Origin of the sequence: Burkholderia sp. Ax-1719 (assembly GCF_011753055.1) — a bacterium.
GTDB lineage: Bacteria > Pseudomonadota > Gammaproteobacteria > Burkholderiales > Burkholderiaceae > Paraburkholderia.
In genome coordinates this window covers 45,688-67,546 of sequence record NZ_VWWJ01000032.1, presented here as the reverse complement: position 1 = coordinate 67,546, position 21,859 = coordinate 45,688, and the positions used below count along the sequence as shown (strand labels likewise).

The 21,859-nt window shown below is 64.3% G+C and carries 22 protein-coding genes; 15 read left to right on the top strand and 7 right to left on the bottom strand.

Translation table 11 applies throughout. The annotated features are described in order from the left end of the window. From mprF to F3J17_RS32455, 3 genes are all read left to right on the top strand, one after another. On the top strand, window positions 1-2,480 hold a 2,480-nt coding region (mprF, locus tag F3J17_RS32465; protein WP_167069380.1), incomplete at its 5' end, for a bifunctional lysylphosphatidylglycerol flippase/synthetase MprF. Continuing rightward, window positions 2,477-3,859, top strand: coding sequence for a virulence factor family protein (locus F3J17_RS32460; protein WP_167069378.1), 1,383 nt, complete (start codon window positions 2,477-2,479; stop codon window positions 3,857-3,859). The genes mprF and F3J17_RS32460, both read left to right, overlap by 4 nt. A gap of 113 nt (window positions 3,860-3,972) precedes the next feature. Continuing rightward, window positions 3,973-4,257 carry a HigA family addiction module antitoxin gene (locus F3J17_RS32455; RefSeq protein WP_167069376.1) on the top strand — a complete coding sequence of 95 codons (285 nt, stop codon included), beginning with the start codon at window positions 3,973-3,975 and terminating at the stop codon, window positions 4,255-4,257. A 13-nt stretch (window positions 4,258-4,270) separates the two neighbouring features. On the opposite strand, the gene F3J17_RS32450 is transcribed toward F3J17_RS32455, so the two are convergent. From F3J17_RS32450 to F3J17_RS32435, 4 genes are all read right to left on the bottom strand, one after another. Next, entirely contained in the window at window positions 4,271-4,537 is a 267-nt protein-coding gene (locus tag F3J17_RS32450) for a cupin domain-containing protein (protein ID WP_167069374.1), read from the bottom strand. 126 nt (window positions 4,538-4,663) lie between these two features. Beyond that, window positions 4,664-6,265, bottom strand: coding sequence for an alkyl hydroperoxide reductase subunit F (ahpF, locus tag F3J17_RS32445; protein WP_167069372.1), 1,602 nt, complete (start codon window positions 6,263-6,265; stop codon window positions 4,664-4,666). Window positions 6,266-6,453: 188 nt separating this feature from the next. Next, a complete protein-coding gene (gene ahpC, locus F3J17_RS32440) occupies window positions 6,454-7,017 on the bottom strand; it encodes an alkyl hydroperoxide reductase subunit C (protein ID WP_027817187.1) in 564 nt (187 codons plus the stop codon). Window positions 7,018-7,473: 456 nt separating this feature from the next. Beyond that, window positions 7,474-8,382: a LysR family transcriptional regulator gene (locus F3J17_RS32435; RefSeq protein ID WP_167069370.1), complete on the bottom strand. Its 909-nt coding sequence runs from the start codon at window positions 8,380-8,382 to the stop codon at window positions 7,474-7,476. Between the two features lie 126 nt (window positions 8,383-8,508). Between F3J17_RS32435 and F3J17_RS32430 the strand changes: the two genes are divergently transcribed. The 8 genes from F3J17_RS32430 (at window position 8,509) to F3J17_RS32400 (ending at window position 13,644) form a co-directional block, all read left to right on the top strand. Next, complete coding sequence (locus F3J17_RS32430; protein WP_167069368.1) at window positions 8,509-9,234, top strand: pirin family protein; 726 nt, start codon at window positions 8,509-8,511, stop codon at window positions 9,232-9,234. A gap of 120 nt (window positions 9,235-9,354) precedes the next feature. After that, the gene (locus F3J17_RS32425; RefSeq protein WP_167069366.1) at window positions 9,355-9,768 is read left to right on the top strand and encodes a DoxX family protein; all 414 of its coding nucleotides are present in this window, start codon (window positions 9,355-9,357) and stop codon (window positions 9,766-9,768) included. Between the two features lie 179 nt (window positions 9,769-9,947). Then, window positions 9,948-11,318 (top strand): aspartate aminotransferase family protein, encoded by a 1,371-nt coding sequence (locus F3J17_RS32420; RefSeq protein ID WP_167069364.1) that lies wholly within the window; start codon window positions 9,948-9,950, stop codon window positions 11,316-11,318. A 125-nt stretch (window positions 11,319-11,443) separates the two neighbouring features. Then, complete coding sequence (locus F3J17_RS32415; RefSeq protein WP_167069362.1) at window positions 11,444-12,001, top strand: FUSC family protein; 558 nt, start codon at window positions 11,444-11,446, stop codon at window positions 11,999-12,001. 114 nt (window positions 12,002-12,115) lie between these two features. Next, window positions 12,116-12,406 (top strand): nucleotidyltransferase domain-containing protein, encoded by a 291-nt coding sequence (locus F3J17_RS32410; RefSeq protein ID WP_167069360.1) that lies wholly within the window; start codon window positions 12,116-12,118, stop codon window positions 12,404-12,406. Further along, window positions 12,403-12,771, top strand: a complete 369-nt coding sequence (locus F3J17_RS32405) for a DUF86 domain-containing protein (RefSeq protein WP_167069358.1) — start codon at window positions 12,403-12,405, stop codon at window positions 12,769-12,771. Before F3J17_RS32410 ends, F3J17_RS32405 begins: the two co-directional genes overlap by 4 nt. A 273-nt stretch (window positions 12,772-13,044) precedes the next feature. Continuing rightward, on the top strand, window positions 13,045-13,176 hold the full coding sequence (locus F3J17_RS36515; RefSeq protein ID WP_275692937.1) for a hypothetical protein: 132 nt from the start codon (window positions 13,045-13,047) through the stop codon (window positions 13,174-13,176). Window positions 13,177-13,227: 51 nt separating this feature from the next. Further along, window positions 13,228-13,644: a rubredoxin gene (locus tag F3J17_RS32400; RefSeq protein WP_167069356.1), complete on the top strand. Its 417-nt coding sequence runs from the start codon at window positions 13,228-13,230 to the stop codon at window positions 13,642-13,644. 28 nt (window positions 13,645-13,672) lie between these two features. Here F3J17_RS32400 and F3J17_RS32395 read toward each other — a convergent pair whose 3' ends face one another. Then, window positions 13,673-14,524: a helix-turn-helix transcriptional regulator gene (locus F3J17_RS32395; RefSeq protein WP_167069354.1), complete on the bottom strand. Its 852-nt coding sequence runs from the start codon at window positions 14,522-14,524 to the stop codon at window positions 13,673-13,675. A 156-nt stretch (window positions 14,525-14,680) separates the two neighbouring features. Between F3J17_RS32395 and F3J17_RS32390 the strand changes: the two genes are divergently transcribed. Further along, window positions 14,681-15,511 carry a carbon-nitrogen hydrolase family protein gene (locus F3J17_RS32390; RefSeq protein ID WP_167069352.1) on the top strand — a complete coding sequence of 277 codons (831 nt, stop codon included), beginning with the start codon at window positions 14,681-14,683 and terminating at the stop codon, window positions 15,509-15,511. A gap of 281 nt (window positions 15,512-15,792) precedes the next feature. After that, the gene (locus F3J17_RS32385; protein WP_167069350.1) at window positions 15,793-17,148 is read left to right on the top strand and encodes an APC family permease; all 1,356 of its coding nucleotides are present in this window, start codon (window positions 15,793-15,795) and stop codon (window positions 17,146-17,148) included. 114 nt (window positions 17,149-17,262) lie between these two features. Here F3J17_RS32385 and F3J17_RS32380 read toward each other — a convergent pair whose 3' ends face one another. Beyond that, window positions 17,263-17,934: a GntR family transcriptional regulator gene (locus tag F3J17_RS32380; RefSeq protein ID WP_167069348.1), complete on the bottom strand. Its 672-nt coding sequence runs from the start codon at window positions 17,932-17,934 to the stop codon at window positions 17,263-17,265. A 426-nt stretch (window positions 17,935-18,360) separates the two neighbouring features. Between F3J17_RS32380 and F3J17_RS32375 the strand changes: the two genes are divergently transcribed. Together F3J17_RS32375 and F3J17_RS32370 are read left to right on the top strand one after the other, a co-directional pair. Continuing rightward, the gene (locus F3J17_RS32375) at window positions 18,361-19,524 is read left to right on the top strand and encodes a branched-chain amino acid ABC transporter substrate-binding protein (protein ID WP_167069346.1); all 1,164 of its coding nucleotides are present in this window, start codon (window positions 18,361-18,363) and stop codon (window positions 19,522-19,524) included. Window positions 19,525-19,914: 390 nt separating this feature from the next. Beyond that, the gene (locus F3J17_RS32370) at window positions 19,915-20,967 is read left to right on the top strand and encodes a DUF2242 domain-containing protein (RefSeq protein WP_167069344.1); all 1,053 of its coding nucleotides are present in this window, start codon (window positions 19,915-19,917) and stop codon (window positions 20,965-20,967) included. Between the two features lie 45 nt (window positions 20,968-21,012). Here the strand turns inward: F3J17_RS32370 and F3J17_RS32365 are convergent, their stop codons facing one another. Further along, complete coding sequence (locus tag F3J17_RS32365; RefSeq protein ID WP_167069342.1) at window positions 21,013-21,645, bottom strand: LysE family translocator; 633 nt, start codon at window positions 21,643-21,645, stop codon at window positions 21,013-21,015. Window positions 21,646-21,859 lie beyond the last annotated feature (214 nt).

Here is a 21,859-nt window from a genome sequence, read left to right as displayed (position 1 = left end):
TATTCCAGCATCTGTCGAAATCGGTGGACTACCGCTCGGTGATCCGCCAGCTCTGGCATCTGGCCCCAGGACAATGGACCGGCGTGCTCGGCGCCACGGCGCTCAGCTTCGTCGCCCTCGTCGGGCGCGATGCGGTCGGCCTGCGCTATCTCGGCGCGCGGGTTTCGCGCGGCGCGCTGTGGGTGGGCGCGATCGCCGGCTCGGCGCTGGGCAACGTGACGGGCTTTGGCGCGCTCACGGGCGGCGCGGTGCGCTGCCGCGTCTATGGCCCCGCCGGCGTCACCGCCGCACAGATTGGCCGTATGACGGTGTTCACGAGCGTGACGCTCGCGATCGCTTTGACGCTGATGACGGCCATCGGCATGGTCGCCTCCGCCGATACGCTCTCAGGCCTGCTGCACCTCACACCCGACGCGCTGCGCTGGATCGGCGGCATCGTGCTCGCACTCGGCGCGGCGATGATCGTCGCCTGCCCGGCCCGCGCGCGCGAGATCGAACCCTTTAAACGCGCCTGGCTGCGCTTCACGGTGCCGGCGCGCCGCGACCTCGTCGCGCAGCTGCTGCTCGCCGCGCTCGACGTGGTGGGCGCGGGCCTCGCGCTGTGGTCGGTGATGCCGCATGCGCAACTCGATTTCGCCGATTTCCTGACCGTCTACACCGCCGCCATGCTGCTGGGCCTGATCGGCCACACGCCGGGCGGCATTGGCGTATTCGAAGCGGCGATGGTGTTCGCGCTCGGTTCCAGCGTGCCCGGCTCGAAGGTGTTTGCCGCGCTGCTGGCCTATCGCGCGATCTATTTCGGCGCGCCGCTCGCGCTCTCGGCGGCGCTGCTGGCCGTGTTCGAAGGCCGCGCGCTCAAGAACCCGCTCAATACCAGCTTCGCGAAGCGCGGCGCGGACGGCGTCTCGCAACTCGCGCCGCTGTTCCTCGCCATCGTCACCTTCGTGACGGGCAGCATGCTGGTGATTTCGGGCGCGACGCCCGCATTCGCCAAGCGCATCGCGCTGTTGCAGACCTTCCTGCCGCTGTGGGTGCTCGAAAGCTCGCAGTTTCTTGGCAGCATCTTTGGCGTGCTGTTGCTGTTCGTGGCGCGCGGCCTGCTGCGCCGCCTCGACGCCGCCTGGTGGCTCGCGCTCATTCTGGCCGTCGCCAATCTCGCGCTTTCGCTGACCAAGGGCCTCGCGTTCGTGGAAGCGGGCGTGCTGTGCGTGCTGATCGCGCTGCTCATCGCCACGCGCGGCCGTTTCAATCGCCATTCGTCGCTGTTCAAGGAAACCTTCACGCCCGCGTGGCTGGCGTCGGTCGGCTGCGTGATCGCGCTGGCTGTCTGGGTGCTGTTGTTCGCCTTCCGCGACGTCGATTACTCGCAGCATCTGTGGTGGCAGTTCGCCTTCGATGAACGCGCGCCGCGTGCGCTGCGCGCAACGCTCGGCGCAGGGGTGTTCGCCGCGGCGCTGGCTTCGTGGCAACTGCTGCGCCCGGCTGCGGGCCGCTTCGTGATGCCCGCCAGCGAAGATCTGGCCGAAGCCGCGCGCATCGTGCGCGCCCAGGAGCGCAGCGATGCGGGCCTCGCGCTGATGGGCGACAAGAGCTTCCTGTTCTCGCAGTCGCGCAACGCCTTCCTGATGTACGCCAAGCGTGGTCGCACCTGGGCGGCGCTGCACGATCCGGTTGGCCCGCGTGAAGAATGGCCCGCGCTGATCCGCGAATTCGTCTCGCTCGCGCACACGCATGGCGGTCGCGCCGCGTTCTATCAGGTGCGCGCCGACGCCCTGCCGCTCTACCTCGACGCCGGTCTCACGCTGATGAAGCTCGGCGAGGAAGCGCGCGTGATGCTGCAGGAATTCGATCTGAAGGGCCCGCAGCGCGCGCATCTGCGCTACGCGCTCAAGCGCGGCGAGCGCGACGGCTTCTCGTTCGAGAATATCGAGCCCGCCCAGATGGCCGACAGCCTGCCGGTCCTGCGCGCGATCTCGGACGCCTGGCTCGAAGATCGCGAAGCGCGCGAAAAGAGCTTTTCGGTGGCCGCGTTCGAAGACGACTACCTCGCCGCGCAGCATGTGCTGCTGGTGCGCCAGAACGGCGCGCCGCTCGCCTTCGTCACCTTCATGACGACCGATCTGAACACCGACGCGACGGTCGGCGTCATGCGCCATCTGCCGGGAGCCTCGGGCTACGCGATGGAGTATCTGTTCACGCAGCTTGCGCTGCATCTGAAGGCCGCCGGCTATCAGTCGCTCTCGCTCGGCATGGCGCCGCTTTCCGGCATGGGGCCGACGCCGCTGGCGTCGTCGTGGCACCGCCTGGCCGGGCTGATCTGGCGTTTCGGCGGCAAGTTCTACAACTTCCGGGGGCTGCGCGGCTTCAAGAACAAGTTCGCGCCGCGCTGGGAACCGCGTTATCTGGCCGCCTCGGGCTCGATGAGCGTGTTCATCACCCTCGCAGATCTTTCGTTGCTGGCAGGAGGCTGGCGTTCATGATTCATCGTATTTTCTCGCTGCCGCGCACGACTGTTGCGGCGGCGGGCGCAGTATTGCTCGCGTTTGGCGCAACTCAGGCTCATGCAACCGAGGCTCCGGCGCATAGCGCCGTCACGCATGTGTCCGGCGGACGTTATGGCGATGTCGCCGTGACGCGGCCCATCGGCGGAATGCGCGGTTTCACCGTGCTGTTCTCCGCAGGCCCGCACTGGAACGCCGACGACCAGACCCGCGCCGACGCGCTCGCCCATCACGGCGCGCTGGTGGTGGGCGTGGACAAGGAACGCTACGCGACCAACCTCGCCGCGGTCAAAACCGAGACCTGCCACAAGCTCTACAGCGATGCCGAAGCGCTCAGCCACCAGCTCGAACGCCAGGAAGCGTCGAGCCAGTACTACGCGCCGATCTCGGTCGGCACGGGCGAAGGCGCGCTGATCGCGCAACGCATGCTTTCGCAGGCGCCTGCCAACACGATGGCGGGCGCGGTATCGCTGGACCCGGCCGCGAAGCTCGACCCGCGTTTCGCGCCCTGCCCCGCCGATCCGACGCTCTCGCGCGGCAAAGGCCTGCCCGGCTTCTTCGAGCAAGGCGTGACGGCGGCGGCTCCGGCCGCGACGAAGGCCGCTTCGGCGCCGGAAACGGCCGCTGCGCCGCGCACCTTCGCCGCCAGCATGAGCGACGTCGACAAGCTCGTGGCCCTCACCGCACCGCATCTGCATGTGTCGACGGAAAGCGAGGAAGACGTCTCCGATCTGCCGCTCGTCGAACTGCCCGCCGCGCACCCGACCGACATGCTCGCCGTGGTGATTTCCGGTGACGGCGGCTGGCGCGATCTCGACAAGACGATTGCGGAAGCGCTGCAAAAGCAGGGGATTTCGGTGATCGGCTGGGACGCGCTGCGCTACTTCTGGAGCGAGAAGTCGCCCGCGCAGACGAGCCACGATCTGGCGCGCGTGATCAACACGTATTCGTCGCGCTGGCACGCGAAGCACATCGCGCTGGTGGGCTACTCGTTTGGCGCGGATGTGATGCCGTTCGCCTATAACCGCCTGCCCGAAGCAGTGCGCGCGAAGGTCTCGTATATGTCGCTGCTGGGCTTCGCGCCCGATGCGGACTTCCAGATCCGCGTGGTCGGCTGGCTCGGCATGCCGGCGAGCGACAAGGCGCTCAAGGTGCAGCCGGAACTGGCGAAGGTGCCGCCGTCGATCGTCCAATGCGTGTATGGCGCGGATGAGAAGGACACGCTGTGCCCGGCGCTGGCGAACACCGGCATCGATCTCGTGAAGACCAACGGCAGTCACCACTTCGACGGCGACTACAGCGCGCTCGCGGCGAAGATCATCGAAGGGTGGAAGAGGGAGATTGCGGCGCGGGGGTGAGGCCAGGGTTCTGGATGGCGTTTGATCTGGAACAGATGCCATCCTATGAAAAACGCCGCGCATCGTGTGATGCGTGGCGTGATGTCGGAATCTCCAATTGACATCGGAATTCCATGAAAAAACTCGCGAACGTCCACCCCGGAGTCGTACTCCAGGACGAATTCCTCACACCGATGGACATGAGCCAGAACGCGCTGGCCCGCGCCATGAACGTGCCGCCGCGACGCATCAACGAAATCGTTCACGGTGAACGCAGCGAGAGCGCAGATACCGCCCTCCGCCTGGCCTTCGTATTCGGCACCACACCGCAATTCTGGATGACGCTACAGGCCGATTACGATCTGGAAGAAGCGGCGCGCCACGTCAAGCTTTCGGATCTACGCCGCCTCGCGGCCTGACCCCAACGCCCCATCACCCCTTGCGCCCGGCCAGATACTGCACGCCCTGCGGACCGTAGTCCTCGACGTGCGGCAATCCGGCGGCTACGTGAAACACCTCGCCCGCGCGATACACCCGCGCCTCGCCGCCCGTGCTGATCGTGATCTCTCCGGCCACGATCAGCGCCTTCGCTTCGAACGGATGCGTATGCTCGTCCATGTGGCCCGGTTCGCGCGTGATGAGCACCGGTTCCGGAAAGCCCTCGTCCGCCAGCGTGCGGATAAAAGTGTCTCGATCCACGGCAGTCTCCTTCCTCAGCGGCTTCGTGCCGCACGCTAAAGTTTGTCACGCCGACGCTCGCCCAGGCGAAAAAAAACGCCGGCCACTGGGCCGGCGTCCGCATGGGGCATCCCGCGGCAAAAAACCTTATGCGACGGCGGCGGCCGCCTTGGCGTCCTCTTCCTCGTCGACCGAGGAGCGGATCAGGTAATCGAACGCAGCCAGCGAAGCCTTCGCGCCTTCGCCCACGGCGATCACGATCTGCTTGAACGGCACGGTCGTCACGTCGCCCGCGGCGAACAGACCCGGCACCGACGTCTGGCCCTTCGCATCCACTTCGATCTCGCCGTGCTTCGACAGCGCCACCGTGCCCTTCAGGAACTCGGTGTTCGGCACGAGGCCGATCTGCACGAACACGCCTTCGAGTTCGACATGACGCTTCTCGCCCGAGGTGCGCTCAAGGAACGCGAGACCCGTGACCTTCTGGCCGTCGCCGGCAATTTCCGTGGTCTGCGCATTCACATGCACCGTGACGTTCGGCAGGCTGCGCAGCTTGCGTTGCAACACTTCGTCAGCACGCAGTTGCGCGCCGAATTCGAGCAGCGTCACATGGCTGACGATGCCGGCAAGGTCGATCGCCGCTTCGACGCCCGAGTTACCGCCGCCAATCACCGCCACGCGCTTGCCCTTGAAGAGCGGACCGTCGCAGTGCGGGCAGTACGCCACGCCCTTGTTCTTGTACTCCTGCTCGCCCGGCACATCCACATTGCGCCAGCGCGCGCCGGTCGCCAGCACCACGCTCTTCGCGCGCAGCGTCGCGCCGCTTTGCGTGCGCACTTCGAAACCCTTGCCCGTGGGCACTACGGCGTCGGCGCGTTGCAGATTCATGATGTCCACTTCGTAGGCGCGAACGTGCTGTTCGAGCGCCGTCGCGAACTTCGGTCCTTCCGTTTCCGTGACCGAGATGAAGTTTTCGATCGCCATGGTGTCGAGCACCTGGCCGCCGAAACGCTCGGCCAGCACGCCGGTCTTGATGCCCTTGCGCGCCGCGTAGATCGCAGCCGCCGCGCCAGCGGGGCCGCCGCCGACGATCAGCATGTCGAAAATGTCCTTCTGGTTCAGCTTCTCGGCCGCGCGCGCCGATGCGCCCGTGTCGAGTTTGGCGAGAATTTCTTCCACGCCCATGCGGCCCTGGCCGAACACTTCGCCGTTCAGGTAGATGGTCGGCACAGCCATGATCTGGCGCTTCTCGACTTCATCCTGGAACAGCGCGCCGTCGATAGTGACGATCTGCACGTTCGGGTTGAGCGCCGCCATCGCGTTGATCGACTGCACGACTTCCGGGCAGTTCTGGCACGACAGCGACATATAGACTTCGAACGAGAACACGCCGTCGAGCGACTTCACCTGCTCGACCGTTTCGTTTTCGAGCTTGACCGGATGGCCGCCCACTTGCAGCAGGGCCAGCACGAGCGACGTGAATTCGTGGCCCATCGGGATACCGGCGAACGTGACCTTCACGTCCGAATTCGCACGCTTGATCTCGAACGAAGGGGTACGCGCGTCGCCAGCAGCGGCGCCACGGCGTTCTTCGTAAGTGATGCGATCCGACAGCGAAGCGATGTCCTGCAGCAGTTGCTGCAGTTCCTGCGACTTCTCGCCGTCGTTCAGGAACGCAACGATCTCAATCGACTGCGTGACTTTTTCGAGGTAGCTTTTCAGTTGGGTCTTGAGATTTGCGTCGAGCATGGCGTTTTCCGGCTAGAGAAGAAGCGGGGGAATTCTTGATTTATTACTCAGTATTGCCTGGCATATTCGCCGTCTTGTAGCTGGCGATTCAGGCATCCGGGCCGCCGCCGCGTAGGCGCGGCCCGGAGATACAGCTAGTGAGACTTCAGCGTCATGCAGTCAGTGCGACTGCATCGATAAAACAACGCTTAGATCTTGCCGACCAGGTCGAGCGACGGCTTGAGCGTTTCTGCGCCCGGCGTCCACTTGGCGGGGCAAACTTCGCCCGGGTGCGATGCGACGTACTGAGCTGCCTGAACCTTGCGCAGCAGTTCCTTAGCGTCACGGCCGATGCCGTTGTCGTGGATTTCGCACAGCTTGATCTCGCCTTCCGGGTTGATCACGAACGTGCCGCGCAGTGCCAGACCTTCTTCTTCGATCATGACGTCGAAGTTACGCGTGATCGCGCCCGTCGGGTCGCCAACCAGCGGGTACTGGATCTTGGCGATCGTGTCCGACGTGTCGTGCCATGCCTTGTGCGTGAAGTGCGTGTCGGTCGACACACCGTAGATCTCAACGCCCAGCTTCTGGAATTCTGCGTACTGGTCAGCCAGGTCGCCGAGTTCGGTCGGGCACACGAACGTGAAGTCAGCCGGGTAGAACACGACGACCGACCACTTGCCCTTCAGGTTTTCTTCAGAGACCGGAACGAACTTACCGTTGTGGTATGCGGTTGCCTGGAACGGCTTGACTTGCGTGTTGATGAGAGACATGCGTTGTTTCCTCGCTCTGGGTTGGGAAAAGGTATGGACGAAGGTTACGGGAACTCCGCCCATTTGAAAAATTGGTTGCTTTGATCGCAGGAATAAACCGTGCCTATCGGACCCCGTGAAAGCCCTTAATCGGCCTTCAAAGCCCGTCAGTACGGGGTTCTGCGCCCGCTGCCGTCCTCATCGAACGGCCCGAGCAACCCTCGGGGCGGTGAGCATACAACGAAAATGCGACATTGAGCCTCACGCTCCCGCGATCGAGCGGCCCGTTCATGCGCCATTCAGGTGCATGCGCATAACCTCCAGACCGGACGTCCGTGGCAAGCAACGGCTGTGATCGCCTGCGGTCCTGTGAGGTTCCTCGGGACTGACGCTACATATCACCCTGCTGCACCTGCTCCCGACTCCACTAGATGCGGGCGCAACCGCCATTCCTCAATGAGCTGCGGGCCACCCGCGTCAAAGCGCCCCGCCGTGCGCCGTTGCCGCACGGGCCGCCAGTCGCTCGCGCAGGAATTGCGTCAGCGCGCGGATCGTCACCGAAGCTTCACGATGCTGCGGATAGACCGCGTGCAGGGCGTTGGATGGCGGCATGTAGTCCTGCAAGACCTCGACAAGCAGCCCCGCATCGACCGAACCCGCAACGATAAAGTCAGGCAAATAGCAGATGCCCAGCCCCGCGATGGCGGAATCGCGGAGCACCTCGCCGTTATTGGCGCGCAGCGGCCCGTGCACCTCGAACGGCGTTCTCACCCCGTCGATGATGAATTCCCACGGCGCGCGGCCTTGCTGCCCGTAGGGCAGACAGGCGTGCTGCGCGAGATCGGCGGGCGTTTCGGGCGCGTGCCGGCGGCGACGATAGCCGGGACTACAGCAGGCGATCATGCGCACATCGATGAGCTTTTGCGCGACCAGCGTGGAATCCGCCAGCCGCCCGATGCGCAGCGCCATATCGAAACCCTCGCCGATCACATCGACCGTCCGGTCGCTCAGATCCATATCGAAGCGCACGTCGGGGTGCTCGCGGAGAAATTCGGCGACCAATGGCGACAGATGCGCCATGCCGAACGACATCGGCGCGCTCACTTTCAGCAACCCGTGCGGCTCCGAGCGCCGGTCGGACATCGCGCGCTCCGCTTCCGCCACCTCGCCCAGAATGCGCTTCGCGCGCTCGTAGAAGTCCTGCCCCAGATCCGTAACGGCCAGCTTGCGCGTATTGCGGATCAGCAGGCGCGCGCCCAGATCGGCTTCGAGCGCGGCCACGCGGCGGCTCACGAACTGCTTGGACAGGCGCAGACGGTGCGCCGCGGCGGTGAAATTGCCGGCGTCCACGGTGTTCATGAAGATCCGCATGTCGTCGAGTTGCATTTTTATTGTCCACTATATGGTGACAGTGAGTCGTATTTTACGGCCATCTATCTCACTCTGGTTGACCTAATATTCTCTCCATCGCAACTGACAACGAATCGCAACCGATTCAACCGGAGAGAAAAAATGATCGAACTTCGCAAGGCAGACCAACGCGGCCGCGGTGAACATGGCTGGCTCAGCTCGCGTCACACGTTCTCTTTCGCGAACTACTACGACCCGAAGCAAGTGGGTTTTTCGGATCTGCTGGTGATCAACGACGACCGCGTCGCCCCGGCGCGCGGCTTCGGCAAGCACCCGCACCGCGACATGGAAATCTTCTCGTACGTGCTGGAAGGCGCGCTCGAACACAAGGATTCGATGGGCACGGGTTCGGTGATCGTCCCCGGCGACGTACAGCTGATGAGCGCCGGCACGGGCGTGGCGCACAGCGAGTTCAACCATTCGGCCGATGAAGGCGTGCACTTCCTGCAGATCTGGATCGCACCGAATGTGAAGGGCGCGCAGCCGCGCTATCAGCAGAAGAACATCGCAGATACGGAAAAGCGCGGCAAGCTGCGCCTGATCCTCTCGCCGGATGGCGCCGACGATTCGCTGCTGCTGCGCCAGGACGCACGCGTCTATGCCGGCCGCTTCGACGGCGCGGAAAGCGCAAGCGTCGAGCTGGGCGCGGACCGCTTCGCCTATGTGCATGTGGCGCGTGGCAGCGTGAAGCTGAACGGCGTGGAACTGCGTGAAGGCGACGGCGCACGCATCCGTTCCGAACGTGAGCTGAGCTTCACGGATGGACACGATGCCGAAGTCCTCGTGTTCGATCTGCGTAATATCGAAGTGTCGGAGCTCTGGTCGTAAAGCCGATTTGCCGGGCGCTCGCCGCCCGGCAAGCAAAACCGCTCATCGCTGCAACCGTTTAAACACCCCGGCAAGGCGTCTGTCAGCACGCCTGCCCACAAGATTCCCTGGAGAAACACCATGCGCTATAACCTCTTTGGCCAGAGCAACGACGTCGTCCTGCTGGTCTCGCGTATCCTGCTTGCCGCCCTGTTCGTGCTGTTCGGCTGGTCCAAGATCACCGGCTTTTCAGGCACTGTCGATTACATGGCGCACGTGGGCGCGCCTGCGCCGATGATCTCGGCGGTCATTGCCGTCGTGATGGAATTCGTGGTTGGCATCCTCATTGTGGTGGGCTTCTATACACGTCCGCTTGCCGTGCTGCTGGCGCTCTACACCATCGCCACCGCGATCATCGGCCATCACTTCTGGAACATGACCGGCGCAGACCAGATGGCGAACATGATCAACTTCTACAAGAACGTCAGCATCGCGGGCGGCCTGCTTGCCCTCGCCGTGACGGGTCCTGGCAAGTTCTCGATCGACCGGAAGTAAGCTGCATCGGGCGCTCCCTGTGAGCGCAGCGAAGCAAGGCGCGATGACCGTAACGGTATCGCGCCTTTTCGCTTTTGTAGACTCAGCCGGATGGCCTATCCCATTTGTCCGAATTTACTTCGATGCATGTGCATGCGACGATCAGTGCAGACAAAACCAGGCACGAGGAGGAACCGTCCATGCAAGACCGTCAAGGCGTGAATGGGGAGCGCGCTCAGCGCGTTCTCGCACGCGAGCGCGACGCTTTCGTCGCCGCGCGCCCGAAGTCGCAGGCGCTTTCCGCGCAGGCCGCCCAGCATCTGCTGTTCGGCGTGCCGCTGCACTGGATGAACGACTGGTCCACGCCGTTTTCACTCTATGTCGATAGCGCACGTGGCGCGGACTTCAGCGACGTGGACGGTCATCGCTATATCGACTTTTGCCTGGGCGACACGGGCGCCATGTTCGGCCATGCGCCGCCAGCCGTCGCGCAGGCGCTCGCTCGCCAGGCCCAGCGCGGCTTCACCACCATGCTGCCAGGCGAGGACGCGGTGGCCGTTGGCGCCGCGCTCGCAGAACGCTTCGGCCTGCCCTACTGGCAGTTTGCGATGACGGCAAGCGACGCCAACCGCTTCGCGCTGCGCTGGGCGCGCGCGGCCACGGGCAGGCAAAAAATCGTCGTGTTCAACGGCTGCTATCACGGCACCGTGGACGACGTTTTCGTCGATCTGATCGACGGCGAGGCGACCCAACGCGCGAGCCTGCTCGGCCAGGTGTACGACCTGTTGCCGCATACGCGCGTGGTCGAGTTCAACGATCTCGCCGCGCTGGAAAACGCCCTGGCCGATGGCGAAGTCGCCTGCGTGCTGGCTGAGCCGGCCATGACCAATGTCGGCATGGTGCTGCCTGATCCCGGCTTCTGGCGCGAAGCCCAGGCGCTCATCAAACGCTACGGCACGCTGCTGCTGATCGACGAGACCCACACCATCAGCAGCAGCCCGCGCGGCTATGCACGCGCACACGGCATCGAGCCCGACCTCTTCGTGCTCGGCAAACCGGTGGGCGGCGGCGTGCCTTGTGCCGTCTATGGCTTTACGGCGGAACTGGCCGCGCGAGCGCAGAAAGCGAAACTGGATGCGCCTGCTGGACACTCGGGCATCGGCACCACCCTCACGGCCAATGCGCTCTCCATGAGCGCGATGCGTGCAACGCTCGACGAGGTCATGACCGATAGCGCTTACGCGCATATGTTCGCGCTGTCCGAGCGGCTCGCGGATGGCCTCACGGCGACCATCGCGCGCTACGCCTTGCCCTGGTGCGTGACACGCGTGGGTGCGCGCAGCGAATTCCAGTTCTGCGCCACGCCGCCGCGCAACGGCAGCGAAGCGCGCGCCGCCATGGACGACGAACTTGAGCACATCATCCATCTGTATCTGCTCAATCGGGGCGTGCTCATCACGCCATTCCACAACATGATGCTGGTCTGCCCCGACACCCGCGAAGCCGATGTCGACCGTCTGCTCGCAGCGTTCGATGCCTGTCTTAAGGAGTTGTGCGCGAATTCTTGCTGATAGCCGTCGAGATCCGATCTGGCACACGGACTTGCTATGCTTGGCGGCCTGACAGCGCGTGTCGATGGCGAACAACGCGACGCACGCGCCTGGTTTTCGATTCGGCTTTCAGACGCCTTTTGACGATGCACGACCCGCAAGACAATCTCTACGCTTACCTCACGTCTCTTCAGCAATCGGCGCTGGCCGCACTCAAGCGCCTGCCGCTGAAGAGCCGCGCCGCACAGGGCGCATTGATGGCGTTGCGCGCCGTCTGCGGCGCCGGACTCGCCTACACGATCGGCCGCGCGCTGCATACCGAACAGGCGTTCTGGGCCGCGATCACGGCCATTGCCGTCACGCAGCACGATTACGCCGATACGCTCACTCAGTCGCGCGACCAGTTCATCGGCGCTATTGCAGGCGGCATCGTCGGCTTCGCAGCGGCGACGCTGGGCGCGGAGAACATTCCCGCCTACCTTGCGGCGGTGGCGGTGGTGATCATGGCGTGCTGGTGTCTGCGCGTGAGCACCGCCGCACGCCTGGGCGCCATCACCACGACCATCGTGCTGCTCGTGCCCACCCAGGGGCCCGTGTGGGATGTTGCGCTATTCCGGATAGCGGAAGTGGCCATCGGCATGGCCTGCGCGCTGCCAGTGTGCTGGGTGGCTTCGTTTGTGGAGCGGCGGTGGTTGCATGGGTAGCCGTGCTGCAGGCCCAACGTAACCAAACAAAAACTCCACCTCGGGCTGCGCTATCATGAGGCGCTACACACAGCACGGCTTCACATCACGAGCGTCGTTGACCGGGAGAAGTCCATGAGGCCATCCACTGCGCTGAATGCCCATCGCGCCAGAATCCGCGAAATCGTCATCGCCAACAATGCGATGAATCCGCGCGTATTCGGCTCGGTAGCGCATGGCGACGACAACGAGGGAAGCGATCTCGATCTCCTCGTCGATCCCACGCCGGAAACTTCGCTGCTTGATATCGGCATCATTCAGGACACGCTGGTCCAGTTGCTCGGCGTCGATGTCGACGTCCTGACGCCCAAAGCGCTGCCGGAGTCGTTCCGCGCGACAGTGATCGCGGAGGCCGTGCCCGTATGAGTCGCGACAAGCTTCGCCTGCCGGACTATCTGCAACACATCCTTGACGCCATTGAACGCGTCGATCGCTACACATCGGGCATGGACAAGCAGGCCTTCGACGCGAACGATCTGGTACGCGATGCAGTTATTCGTAACATCGAGATCGTCGGCGAGGCGAGCTTCAATATTCGCAAGCACCATCCGGAATTCGCCGCGGCTCACAACGAGCTGCCTTGGGGCGGTGCCTATGGCATGCGCAACGCGCTGGCGCATGGTTACTACGCGGTAGATCTGGACGTTGTATGGAATACGGTACAAAGAGATCTCCCCGACCTTGCCAGACGCGTGCAGATATTACTGGACGACATCGCACCCCAAAATTGAGGTCGTCGCAGCACCGCAACGCCTGGCTCTCAACCCTCACGAAATAATCCATCTCCGCTCGCTGCGCAATGATCTGCGTAATAGCGGCGATAATGGCGCATGCCATGCGGCGATTCCCGATCCGGGCGCTTGCAAGGGCATCGCCGGGTGCGGCGGTAGCGCACGGGCGGCGTGCAAACGCCCCCTGTCGACGCGAAATCGTGCGACACTCCTCGGCCGCGCCAATCCGGGCGCACGAGATCTCACGACACGCGTTTCACGACGCCGCACGCCATGAATACGACCCCTCAATCTGTCCCCGCCACGAACGCCGCGCCGCGCAAGTCCATTTCGCTGCTGCAAATGCTCGCGCTGATCGCCTTCGGCGGCATCGCGGCCTCGCTGGTGCTCCGCCTCTTCGTTTGAGCGACTGAGCATCGAGCCGTGCGGGACGCCTGAACACCTGTTTTTTCGCTTATGTACAAGAAAGGCGTCGCCCTCGAAATCCAGTTTTCTCCCGAACGTCTGAACGACGGCGCAGGCGATCCGTACTGGATCGACCTCACCGCCGAGGAAGCCGCTGCGCTGCTCGAAACGCTGCAGACGAAGCTTGCGGCACGCGAGAGCACCTCGGCGCCGCTCGTCGTCGCGCTCGACACGCCGCCCGATGCGCCGGCAGCGCAAACGCCTGCAGCGGAAGCCGCCAAAGCGGCTGCCGAAGACACCGCTTTCAAGCAGTGGGTCTGCGTGATCTGCGGCTGGGTCTACGACGAGGCAGCCGGCGCGCCCGACGATGGCCTGGCGCCCGGCACCCGCTGGGCCGACGTGCCCGAAGACTGGCGTTGCCCGCTGTGCGACGTGGGCAAGGAAGACTTCGCGCTCGTCGAGTTCTGATCTCGCGCGCGAACGCCGGGCCAGGGTTTTAGCCGCCCTCGCGGGCGTGCGGCTCGTAGAACAGCGCGAACAGTTCCGACTGCGAACTCACGCCTAGCTTGGCGTAGATGTGCTTTTTGTGCGCCCGTACGGTCTCGAACGAGATTTCGAGCCGTTCGGCGATTGCACGTGTCGAAAAGCCCGACAGACTCTGCCGCACCACTTCGATTTCGCGCGCCGTGAGCGGCGTGCGCCCGTTCTGCTGCGTGACCGCCTCGAAGCGCCCAGCACTGTCCGCCTCGCGCAACGTCACGAGCGCGCTCGGCTCCACCGCTTCCGATTGCGGCGCATCCGCGACCACGTCGTTTGCGATCAGGGGTTCGTACGCCAGTCGCTGGCGCATCAGCGCAATCACCCACGGCGCGAACATCGCAAACTGCGCAATATCGCGCTCGGTGTAATGGTGCTTTGCACCCAGCGAAAAAATCAGCGTGCGCTGCGCGTCGAACGGCACGTTGAACTGCACTTCGTCGCCGATGATGTTGCTCTTGAAGTAGCGCTGATAGTAGTCCGTCATGCGGAAGTTATCGGGCGCGACTTCGGCGAGCGTGACGAGCCCCGCGCGCGGTCGTTCGCAGGCGTTGATATAGAACGGATCGAGCTGGTACATCCCCTCCAGATACGCGCGGAACAAGAGATCCACGGTGCCGTCGGGCATCGGCGACTCGGCGCAGACGAGCGGTGCGCGGTCGCGGATAAAGACCAGCGCGACCCAGTTGTCGAAGGCGGCGAAACGTTCGATGACGCGCGTCGTGCGGGTCCAGAAATCGGGGCCGTCGAGGGCGTCGATCAGCGTCGCGATGTGATGATGGAACGCGCGGTCCTGCCAGTCGGGTTCCATGGTTCCTCCGATCAGGGTAACCCTGCTGGGTAATTCCTGGACAAAAATAACGTGGTGATAATAGCCGCTATAGAGACTCGCGCGGCCAAATAAATGGGCAGCACCGAAGCAACACCGCCCGCGAGCCGGTAAGACGGATGCAATCTGGAGACAAGCATGCAACTCGAACTCGCGCAAATTCCCCTCATCGATGGCAATGTCGCGTCCAATCTGGCGCGCACGCTTGAGGTCATCGGCCAGCGCCGCGCGGGCACCGACCTGATGGTCTTCCCCGAAGCCACCCTGACCGGTTTCCCCACGCGCGAGAATGTGCGCGATATCGCCGAGACGCTGTCCGGCCCGTCGCTGTCCGCCGTGCGCGACGCCGCCCGCGCCGCCAGTATGGCCGTCGCCGTGGGCCTCGCCGAACGCGACGGCGAGCGCTTCTACAACACCACGGTGCTGATCGACGAGCGCGGCGACATCGCCCTGCGCTATCGCAAGACGCACCTGTGGGCCACGGACGTCGGCGTCTTCACGCCCGGCGAGCGCTTCGAAGTCTGCGAATTCAAGGGCATGACCGTCGGTCTGCTGATCTGCTACGACATCGAGTTTCCCGAATCCGCGCGTGCGGTGGGCTCGCTCGGCGCCGAAATGCTGGTCGTCACCAACGGCAACATGGACCCGTTTGGGCCGGTGCATCGCCGGGCCATCGTGGCGCGCGCGCAGGAGAACCAGATGTTCGCCGCGCTCGTGAACCGTATCGGCGATGGCGACGACAACCTCACGTTCCCCGGTGAATCGGCGCTCGTGAGCCCGTTCGGCGACGTGCTGGCCGAGCTGAAAAACGAAGACGCCGTGCTGCCCGTGACCGCGGACCGCGCGCTGCTCGCCCAAAGCCGCGAGCACTACAGCTATCTGCACGACGCGCGCATCGCCCTCAATCTCGTGGATGAGAACGACGCGCAAGGTCGCCGTTCGCTCAATATCCGTCCCCGGACGCGTTGATCCACGCCGATCAGCGCAAGATCACCCTACCCCGCAGTATTGTTTCGCCGCTGAGCGCGCTGCCCGTTTTGTAAATCGACGGGCTGGCGCGGCTCGATCAAGCAACATCCAGTGATTCGGACACCAAAACGAATCGCGAAGTCGAATGGAAATACCTGGCGCGCAACGCAGGGAGAACGCGCGCCGCAAGTTTGCCCCGGGATTCGCAGGCCCTTGCCGCACGGCATGGCGATGCGAGCCTGCGCAACCCACACCCGCAGCACTTTGGAGACACCTGCATCATGAAGCCATCCTCACCGGCCGCCGCCAGCGGCGCACGAGAACCGCATCTCAAGCGCACGCTCGGCCTGCCGTCCGTGCTGCTGTTCGGCCTCGCCTACATGGCCCCGCTGATCGTCTACGGCACCTACGGCGTGCTCGCCGGCGCAAGCCAGGACACGGCCGCACTCGCCTATCTGATCGCGCTCGTCGCCATCGTCTTCACGGCACTGAGCTACGGCAAGCTCGCGCGTCTGTTCCCGGTCGCGGGCTCCGCCTACACCTACACGCGCAAGAGCTTCAACGCGCACATGGGCTTCATGATCGGCTGGGCCACGCTGCTCGACTACTTCTTCCTGCCGATGGTGATCTGGCTGATCGGCGCGGCCTATCTGGGCGCGGCGTTCCCGAGCGTGCCCGCGTGGATCTGGATCGTCGCTTTCATCGTGCTGACCAGCGGTCTGAACGTGCTCGGCATCGAACTGGCCGCGCGCTTCAACATCGTGCTGATGGTCGTGCAACTGGCGATCTGCGCGATGTTCGTGGTGCTGTGCTGCCACTACGCGTCGGCGGCAGCGGGTCCTGGCGGCCTGATCGCCGCGCAGCCGTTCTTCCAGCCGCACGTGCCGCTGTCGGCCACCATGGCGGGCGCTGCGATCGCGGCTTACTCGTACCTCGGCTTCGACGCTGTCTCGACGCTGACCGAAGAAACCATCGAGCCTGAAAAGACCATCCCGCGCGCCATTGTGCTGATCGCACTGGTGGGCGGCGCGATCTTCGTGATCGCCGCGTACACGCTGCAGCTCGCGCATCCGGGCGCGGTGTTCAAGGACCCGGATTCGGCCGCGTTCGAAATCGCCCGCAAGGTTGGCGGCGACATCTTCGTGACGATCTTCCTGGCTGGCCTGATCCTCGCGCAGTTTGCTTCGGGCATCTCGGCGCAGGCAAGCGTTGGCCGTCTGCTCTACGCGATGGGCCGCGACGAAGTGCTGCCCAAGTCGATCTTCGGCTATATCCACCCGCGTTTCCGCACGCCCGCGATCAACATCGTGATCGCCGGTGTCGTCGGTCTGATCGCACTGAAGCTCGACGTCGCCACGTCCACGTCGTTCATCAACTTCGGCGCGTTCCTCGCGTTCACGTCGGTGAACCTGTGTGTGATTCGCCAGTACTTCAGCGGCGCGGCCGGTTCGCGCGGTTTCGGCTTCCTGGGCGGTCTGGTGTTCCCGCTGATCGGCGCGGTCACCGACATCTGGCTGCTGTGCAGCCTCGAAAAGACGGCGATCGTGCTGGGCGTGATCTGGTTCGTGCTGGGTCTTGCCTACCTCGGCTGGATCACGCGCTGCTTCCGCCGCGCGCCGCCGGAAATGGCTGTCTAAGCGGCACGTTTCTCTAAAGGCATCAAAACAAACGGCGAGCGTCCCGCAAGGGGCGCTCGCCGTTTTTCGTTGCGCGCGCAATTAATGCACAATCAACGCGCAATCAACACACATTCAATCCGATAACCCCGCCAGCCGCGCCGCGGCCATCACTTCGCGTTTGGTATCGAGAATATGCCGCTCGATCAACGCCACCACATCATCCACCGCGCGCCGCTTGCAGGCATCGACGATCTCGTAGTGATCGCGCTGCACGTCGCCCTTTTCCGTATCGAGCGACATGCGCAGGTGCGGATAGCGGTTCGTCGTGCTCAAACAATATTCCTCGATCATCTTGCGCAGCCGCGCGTTATTCGCGGGCGCGCACAGCGCGAGGTGAAACTGGCGATTGCACTCGGCCCATTCAGCGGGTGAAGTGGCGGCGTCGTAGGCGGCGAGAATGCGCTTCATCACGTCGATGTCTGCGGCCACCATGTTCGGCACCGCCAGCTTCGCGGCGTACGTCTCCAGCGCCGCGCGAATGTCCAGCAGTTCGCAGATCTCGCGCGTGGACATCGCCATCACCACCGCGCCGCGGTTGAGCTGATAGCTCACCAGGCCTTCGGCTTCGAGCTGGCGCAACGCCTCCCGCACGGGAATGCGGCTCGCACCGAAGCGCTCCGCCAGCCCCTCCTGGCGCAATTGCGCACCCGGCGGCAGCACGCCGCGCAGGATCTCGTCGCGCAGCTGATCGCGGATGGTTTGAGGCAGCGATCGTTGGTCTTCCTTGCCCTGCACTGTCGTCATGTGTTCGTGAGCGTTTTGGCCGGCCGAGCGTAGGCCGACGAAAAAATGTTGTCGTCGTTTTTTTCGTCTGCCAGAATTGGATACAATTCAGTCAGATATGGATACTCATGTTGACGGGTTGTATCCGTCAAACTGACCTTCCTTGTTGCCGCATCCTTGTCCGGAGACCCTATGGGATGTTGTAAGCGTCTGAAAAACAAACAATTTTAGCGTATCCGTCCGGGCCGACCGAGACCGTTGCGGGCGCAACGGTTTAAGGGTCGCAGCGCTGGATCGTTTTTGGATCCAGTTTTGGATTCCGCTTTGGATCCATTCGGCCCGGCTCCAGCCGATTTACCCCTGCGCATCAGGCACGCCGCGCGTTTTCACGCGGTGCGGGCCCGCTTGCGCCCATGAAAAACGTAGAACGCAGAGGAGAGAACCAAGATGGCACGCAACACCCATGGCAACAACCCGAAACTTCGCGCATCTGCGCTGATCGCCGCGCTGGCAGGCCTGTGGAGCGCAGGCGCGTTCGCCCAGACCAACGACGTGAAAATCGGCTTCGCCGCGCCGCTCACTGGCGGCCAGGCGCACTACGGCGCGGACTTCCGCAGCGGCGTGGAAATGGCGATCGAGGACGAAAACGCCACCAACCCGACCATCGGCGGCAAGCCCGTGCACTTCGTGCTGGACGCCTACGACGATCAGGCCGACCCGCGCACCGGCACGACCGTCGCGCAAAAGCTCGTCGACGACAATGTCGCCGCCGTGATCGGCCACTTCAACTCGGGCACCAGCATTCCGGCCGCGCCGATCTACGCCAAGGCCGGCATCCCCGAAATCGCCACCGCCACCGCGCCCGCCTACACGCGCCAGGGCCTGCCGACGACTTTCCGCCTCGTCACGTCCGACGCGCAGCAGGGCAGCGTGCTCGGCGCTTACGTGGTGAAGGATCTGAAGTTCAAGCGCTTCGCGGTGATCGACGACCGCACGGCCTACGGCCAGGGCGTGGCCGAGGAGTTCGCAAAGTCCGTGAAGGCGGCGGGCGGCACGGTGGTCGCGCAGGAGTTCACCAACGACAAGGCGGTCGATTCCCGCTCGATCCTCACGCACATCAAGTCGGCTGACGTCGACGCGATCTTCTACGGCGGCGCCGACACCCAGGCCGCGCCGATGCTCAAGCAGATGAAATCGCTCGCCATCAAGGCGACGCTGATCGGCCCCGACATGGTCCATTCCGCCGAGCTGATCAAGATCGCCGGTCCGGCCGCCGACGGCGCGCTGGCTTCGTCGGGCGGCAGCCCGCTCGAACAGATGCCGGGCGGCAAGAGCTATGTCGAGCGCTACTCGAAGCGTTTCAACAAGCCGGTCGAGCTGTACTCGCCGTACGCCTACGACGGCACGCGCGCGGTGTTCGCGGCGATGAAGAAGGCCAATTCGACCGATCCGCACATCTATCTCGCTTCGCTCAAGTCTACGGCGATGAAGGGCGTAACCACCAACGAGCTGGGCTACGACCAGTACGGCGACCTGAAGTACGGCGGCGTGACGGTTTACAAGGTCGTCAACGGCCAGTGGCAGCCGCTCACGACGGTCGGCACGAAGTAAGCCCAAAGAGGAAAGTAAGTGAACACTCACGTCGCAAACCTTGCAGGCGGCGCGACGTGTACGGGACAGCCGGCGGTACCCGGCTGCGGCGCGCAAACCGGCAGGCACCTTCTCCGTCTGCCGACGCGCGCGCCGGGTTGACACGGGCTCTCGCCTTAAGCGGAAGCCCGTTTTTTTCGCTCCGCAAATTTTTTTCGCGTACTCCCGGCAAGCGCGACACGAAGCCGCGCATCACCGTCCCACGGGGCTTCCAGCGCTTTTAGGGTCGGGCGGAAACTGTCATTCGGTCCTGCAGACCGGAACCGAACTACAATGCATGCCGTCCACTGGTTTGCCGGTCGTTCGTTAACTGTGGTTTGAGTCTCGAACGCCGTCCCGTTTGCACCGAACATGCCCCGTTTTTCCAGACTTACCCCGTTCCTGCTGATTCCGCTGGTTGCTGTCCTCGGCGCGTGCTCGTCGGCCAAGCCCTCCAACAAGTTTCAGGACGACCAGCTGCTGAGCAGCGCGCCCAGCCCGTTCTCGCGCAACTTCAGCTATGCCAGCGCCGATGCCTGTGAGGCCTCGCGCCGCGCACTGCTGAGCCAGGGCTACATGACGACGATGACGCACAACGACACCGTCGACGCCACCAAGAACTTCCAGCCGACGAGCGATCAGCACATCGTCGTGGAAGTGCACGTGGTCTGTACCGTGGCCGATGCGTCCAATACCAGCATGGTCTACGTGAACGCCGTGCAGAACGGCTATGCGCTCAAGAAGAGCGACACGTCGGCGAGTGTGGGTTTGTCGATTCTGGGGTCGGTATCGCTGCCGATCCGCTCGAATAGCGACGAGATGGTGAAGGTGTCGAGCGAGACGATCCAGTCGGGCGCGTTCTACACTCGCTTTTTCGACCTGGTCGGCAAGTATCTGAACACCGTTGCGAAGAGCGAGCCGGTGCCGGGCAGCGGGTCGATCAAGATCACGCCCCTGCCGCCGAGTCTCGAACCGCAGACCGCGCTGGCCAATGCGGGTGCGCCGGGTGTGGCGACGCCGGGTATGTCGGCCTCGCCGGCGGCCGCGGTGGCGGCAGCGGCGACGGGCGCAGCCGCCGTCCACAACGACGCACTGCCCGCCACGCCGGTGCTGGGCGCGATCCAGCCGATCCAGCCGACGGCGCAAGGCAATCAGGCGGTGCACGCGGTCATGCCGGTGGCGCCCGCCGCCTCGGCGACGTTACTGACGCCGGTCGTGCCTGCCGCAGTCGCGGCGGCGGCCAGCGCAGCGAGTGCTGCCGGCGTGGCGAGTGTGGCGAGTGTGGCAAGTGCGTCGAGCCCGAGTGCGGCGGCAGCGCCCGCCGCAGCGTCGGCTACCCCTGCGGCGCAGGCGTCGGCCGCAACGGTCGCCAGCGCGGCGCAGACATCGAGCGCCACGCCAGCCACGACCACCACGGCACCCTGACGCTTATCTCACGCAGCAGGACGGGGCATCGCGCGCAAAGTCGCTTTAGCGCAGCCCCGCCATCATCGCCCCCATCCCCACCAGCAGGCTGCCCATCAGGCGATTGACCGCGCGCAGACGGCGCGGCCGTTGCAGCACATGACGCAGCCGGTGCGAAAACAGCGCCATCGACGCCACGCCGCCCGCGAACAGCACCGCGAAAGTCGCCGCCAGCACCAGATACTGACGATTCGCGCCCCACGCCGCATCGGCGCTGATGAACTGCGGGAAAAACGACGGGAAGAACAGCAGCGTCTTCGGATTGAGCCCCGAAGTCGCGAACCCGCGCCAGAACAGATCGCGATGCGAAGTGAGCGTCGGCTCCGCGGCTTCGCTTTCTTCAGGACCGCCCAGCGTGCGGCTGCGCCATTGCTTGCAGCCCAGCCACACCAGATAGGCCGCGCCGACCCAACGCAACACGGTGAGCGAGTGCTCACTGATGAGCAGCAGCGAATTCAGACACAAGGCCGTCAGCACGAGCTGCAGCAGCACCGCGAGCGTGCCGCCCCAGACGCAGGGCAGCGCGCGCCGCCAGCCGGCGTGCAGCGCCTGGCTCATGGTGAGCACGTTGACGGGACCGGGGGTGTACACGAGAACCAGCGCGGCGGCGAGAAAGGACAAATACAGCTGGAGCGACATTTCCGGGAATTCTGGCGAAGGCGTTTGGATGGAAGCGGCGGCCCGCTCAAGCGCAATAGAGCCGCACGGCGACGAAAAATCGGCAACAAAAAACCGCGCAACAGCGCGGTTTTCAAATGCCATCCGCCCGATCGGACGCCGCAGGCCGCGAGATAAACGCGCGCCGCGCCCGATAGCCGCCGCAGGATGCAGCGAAGGATCGGCTCAGACGGTC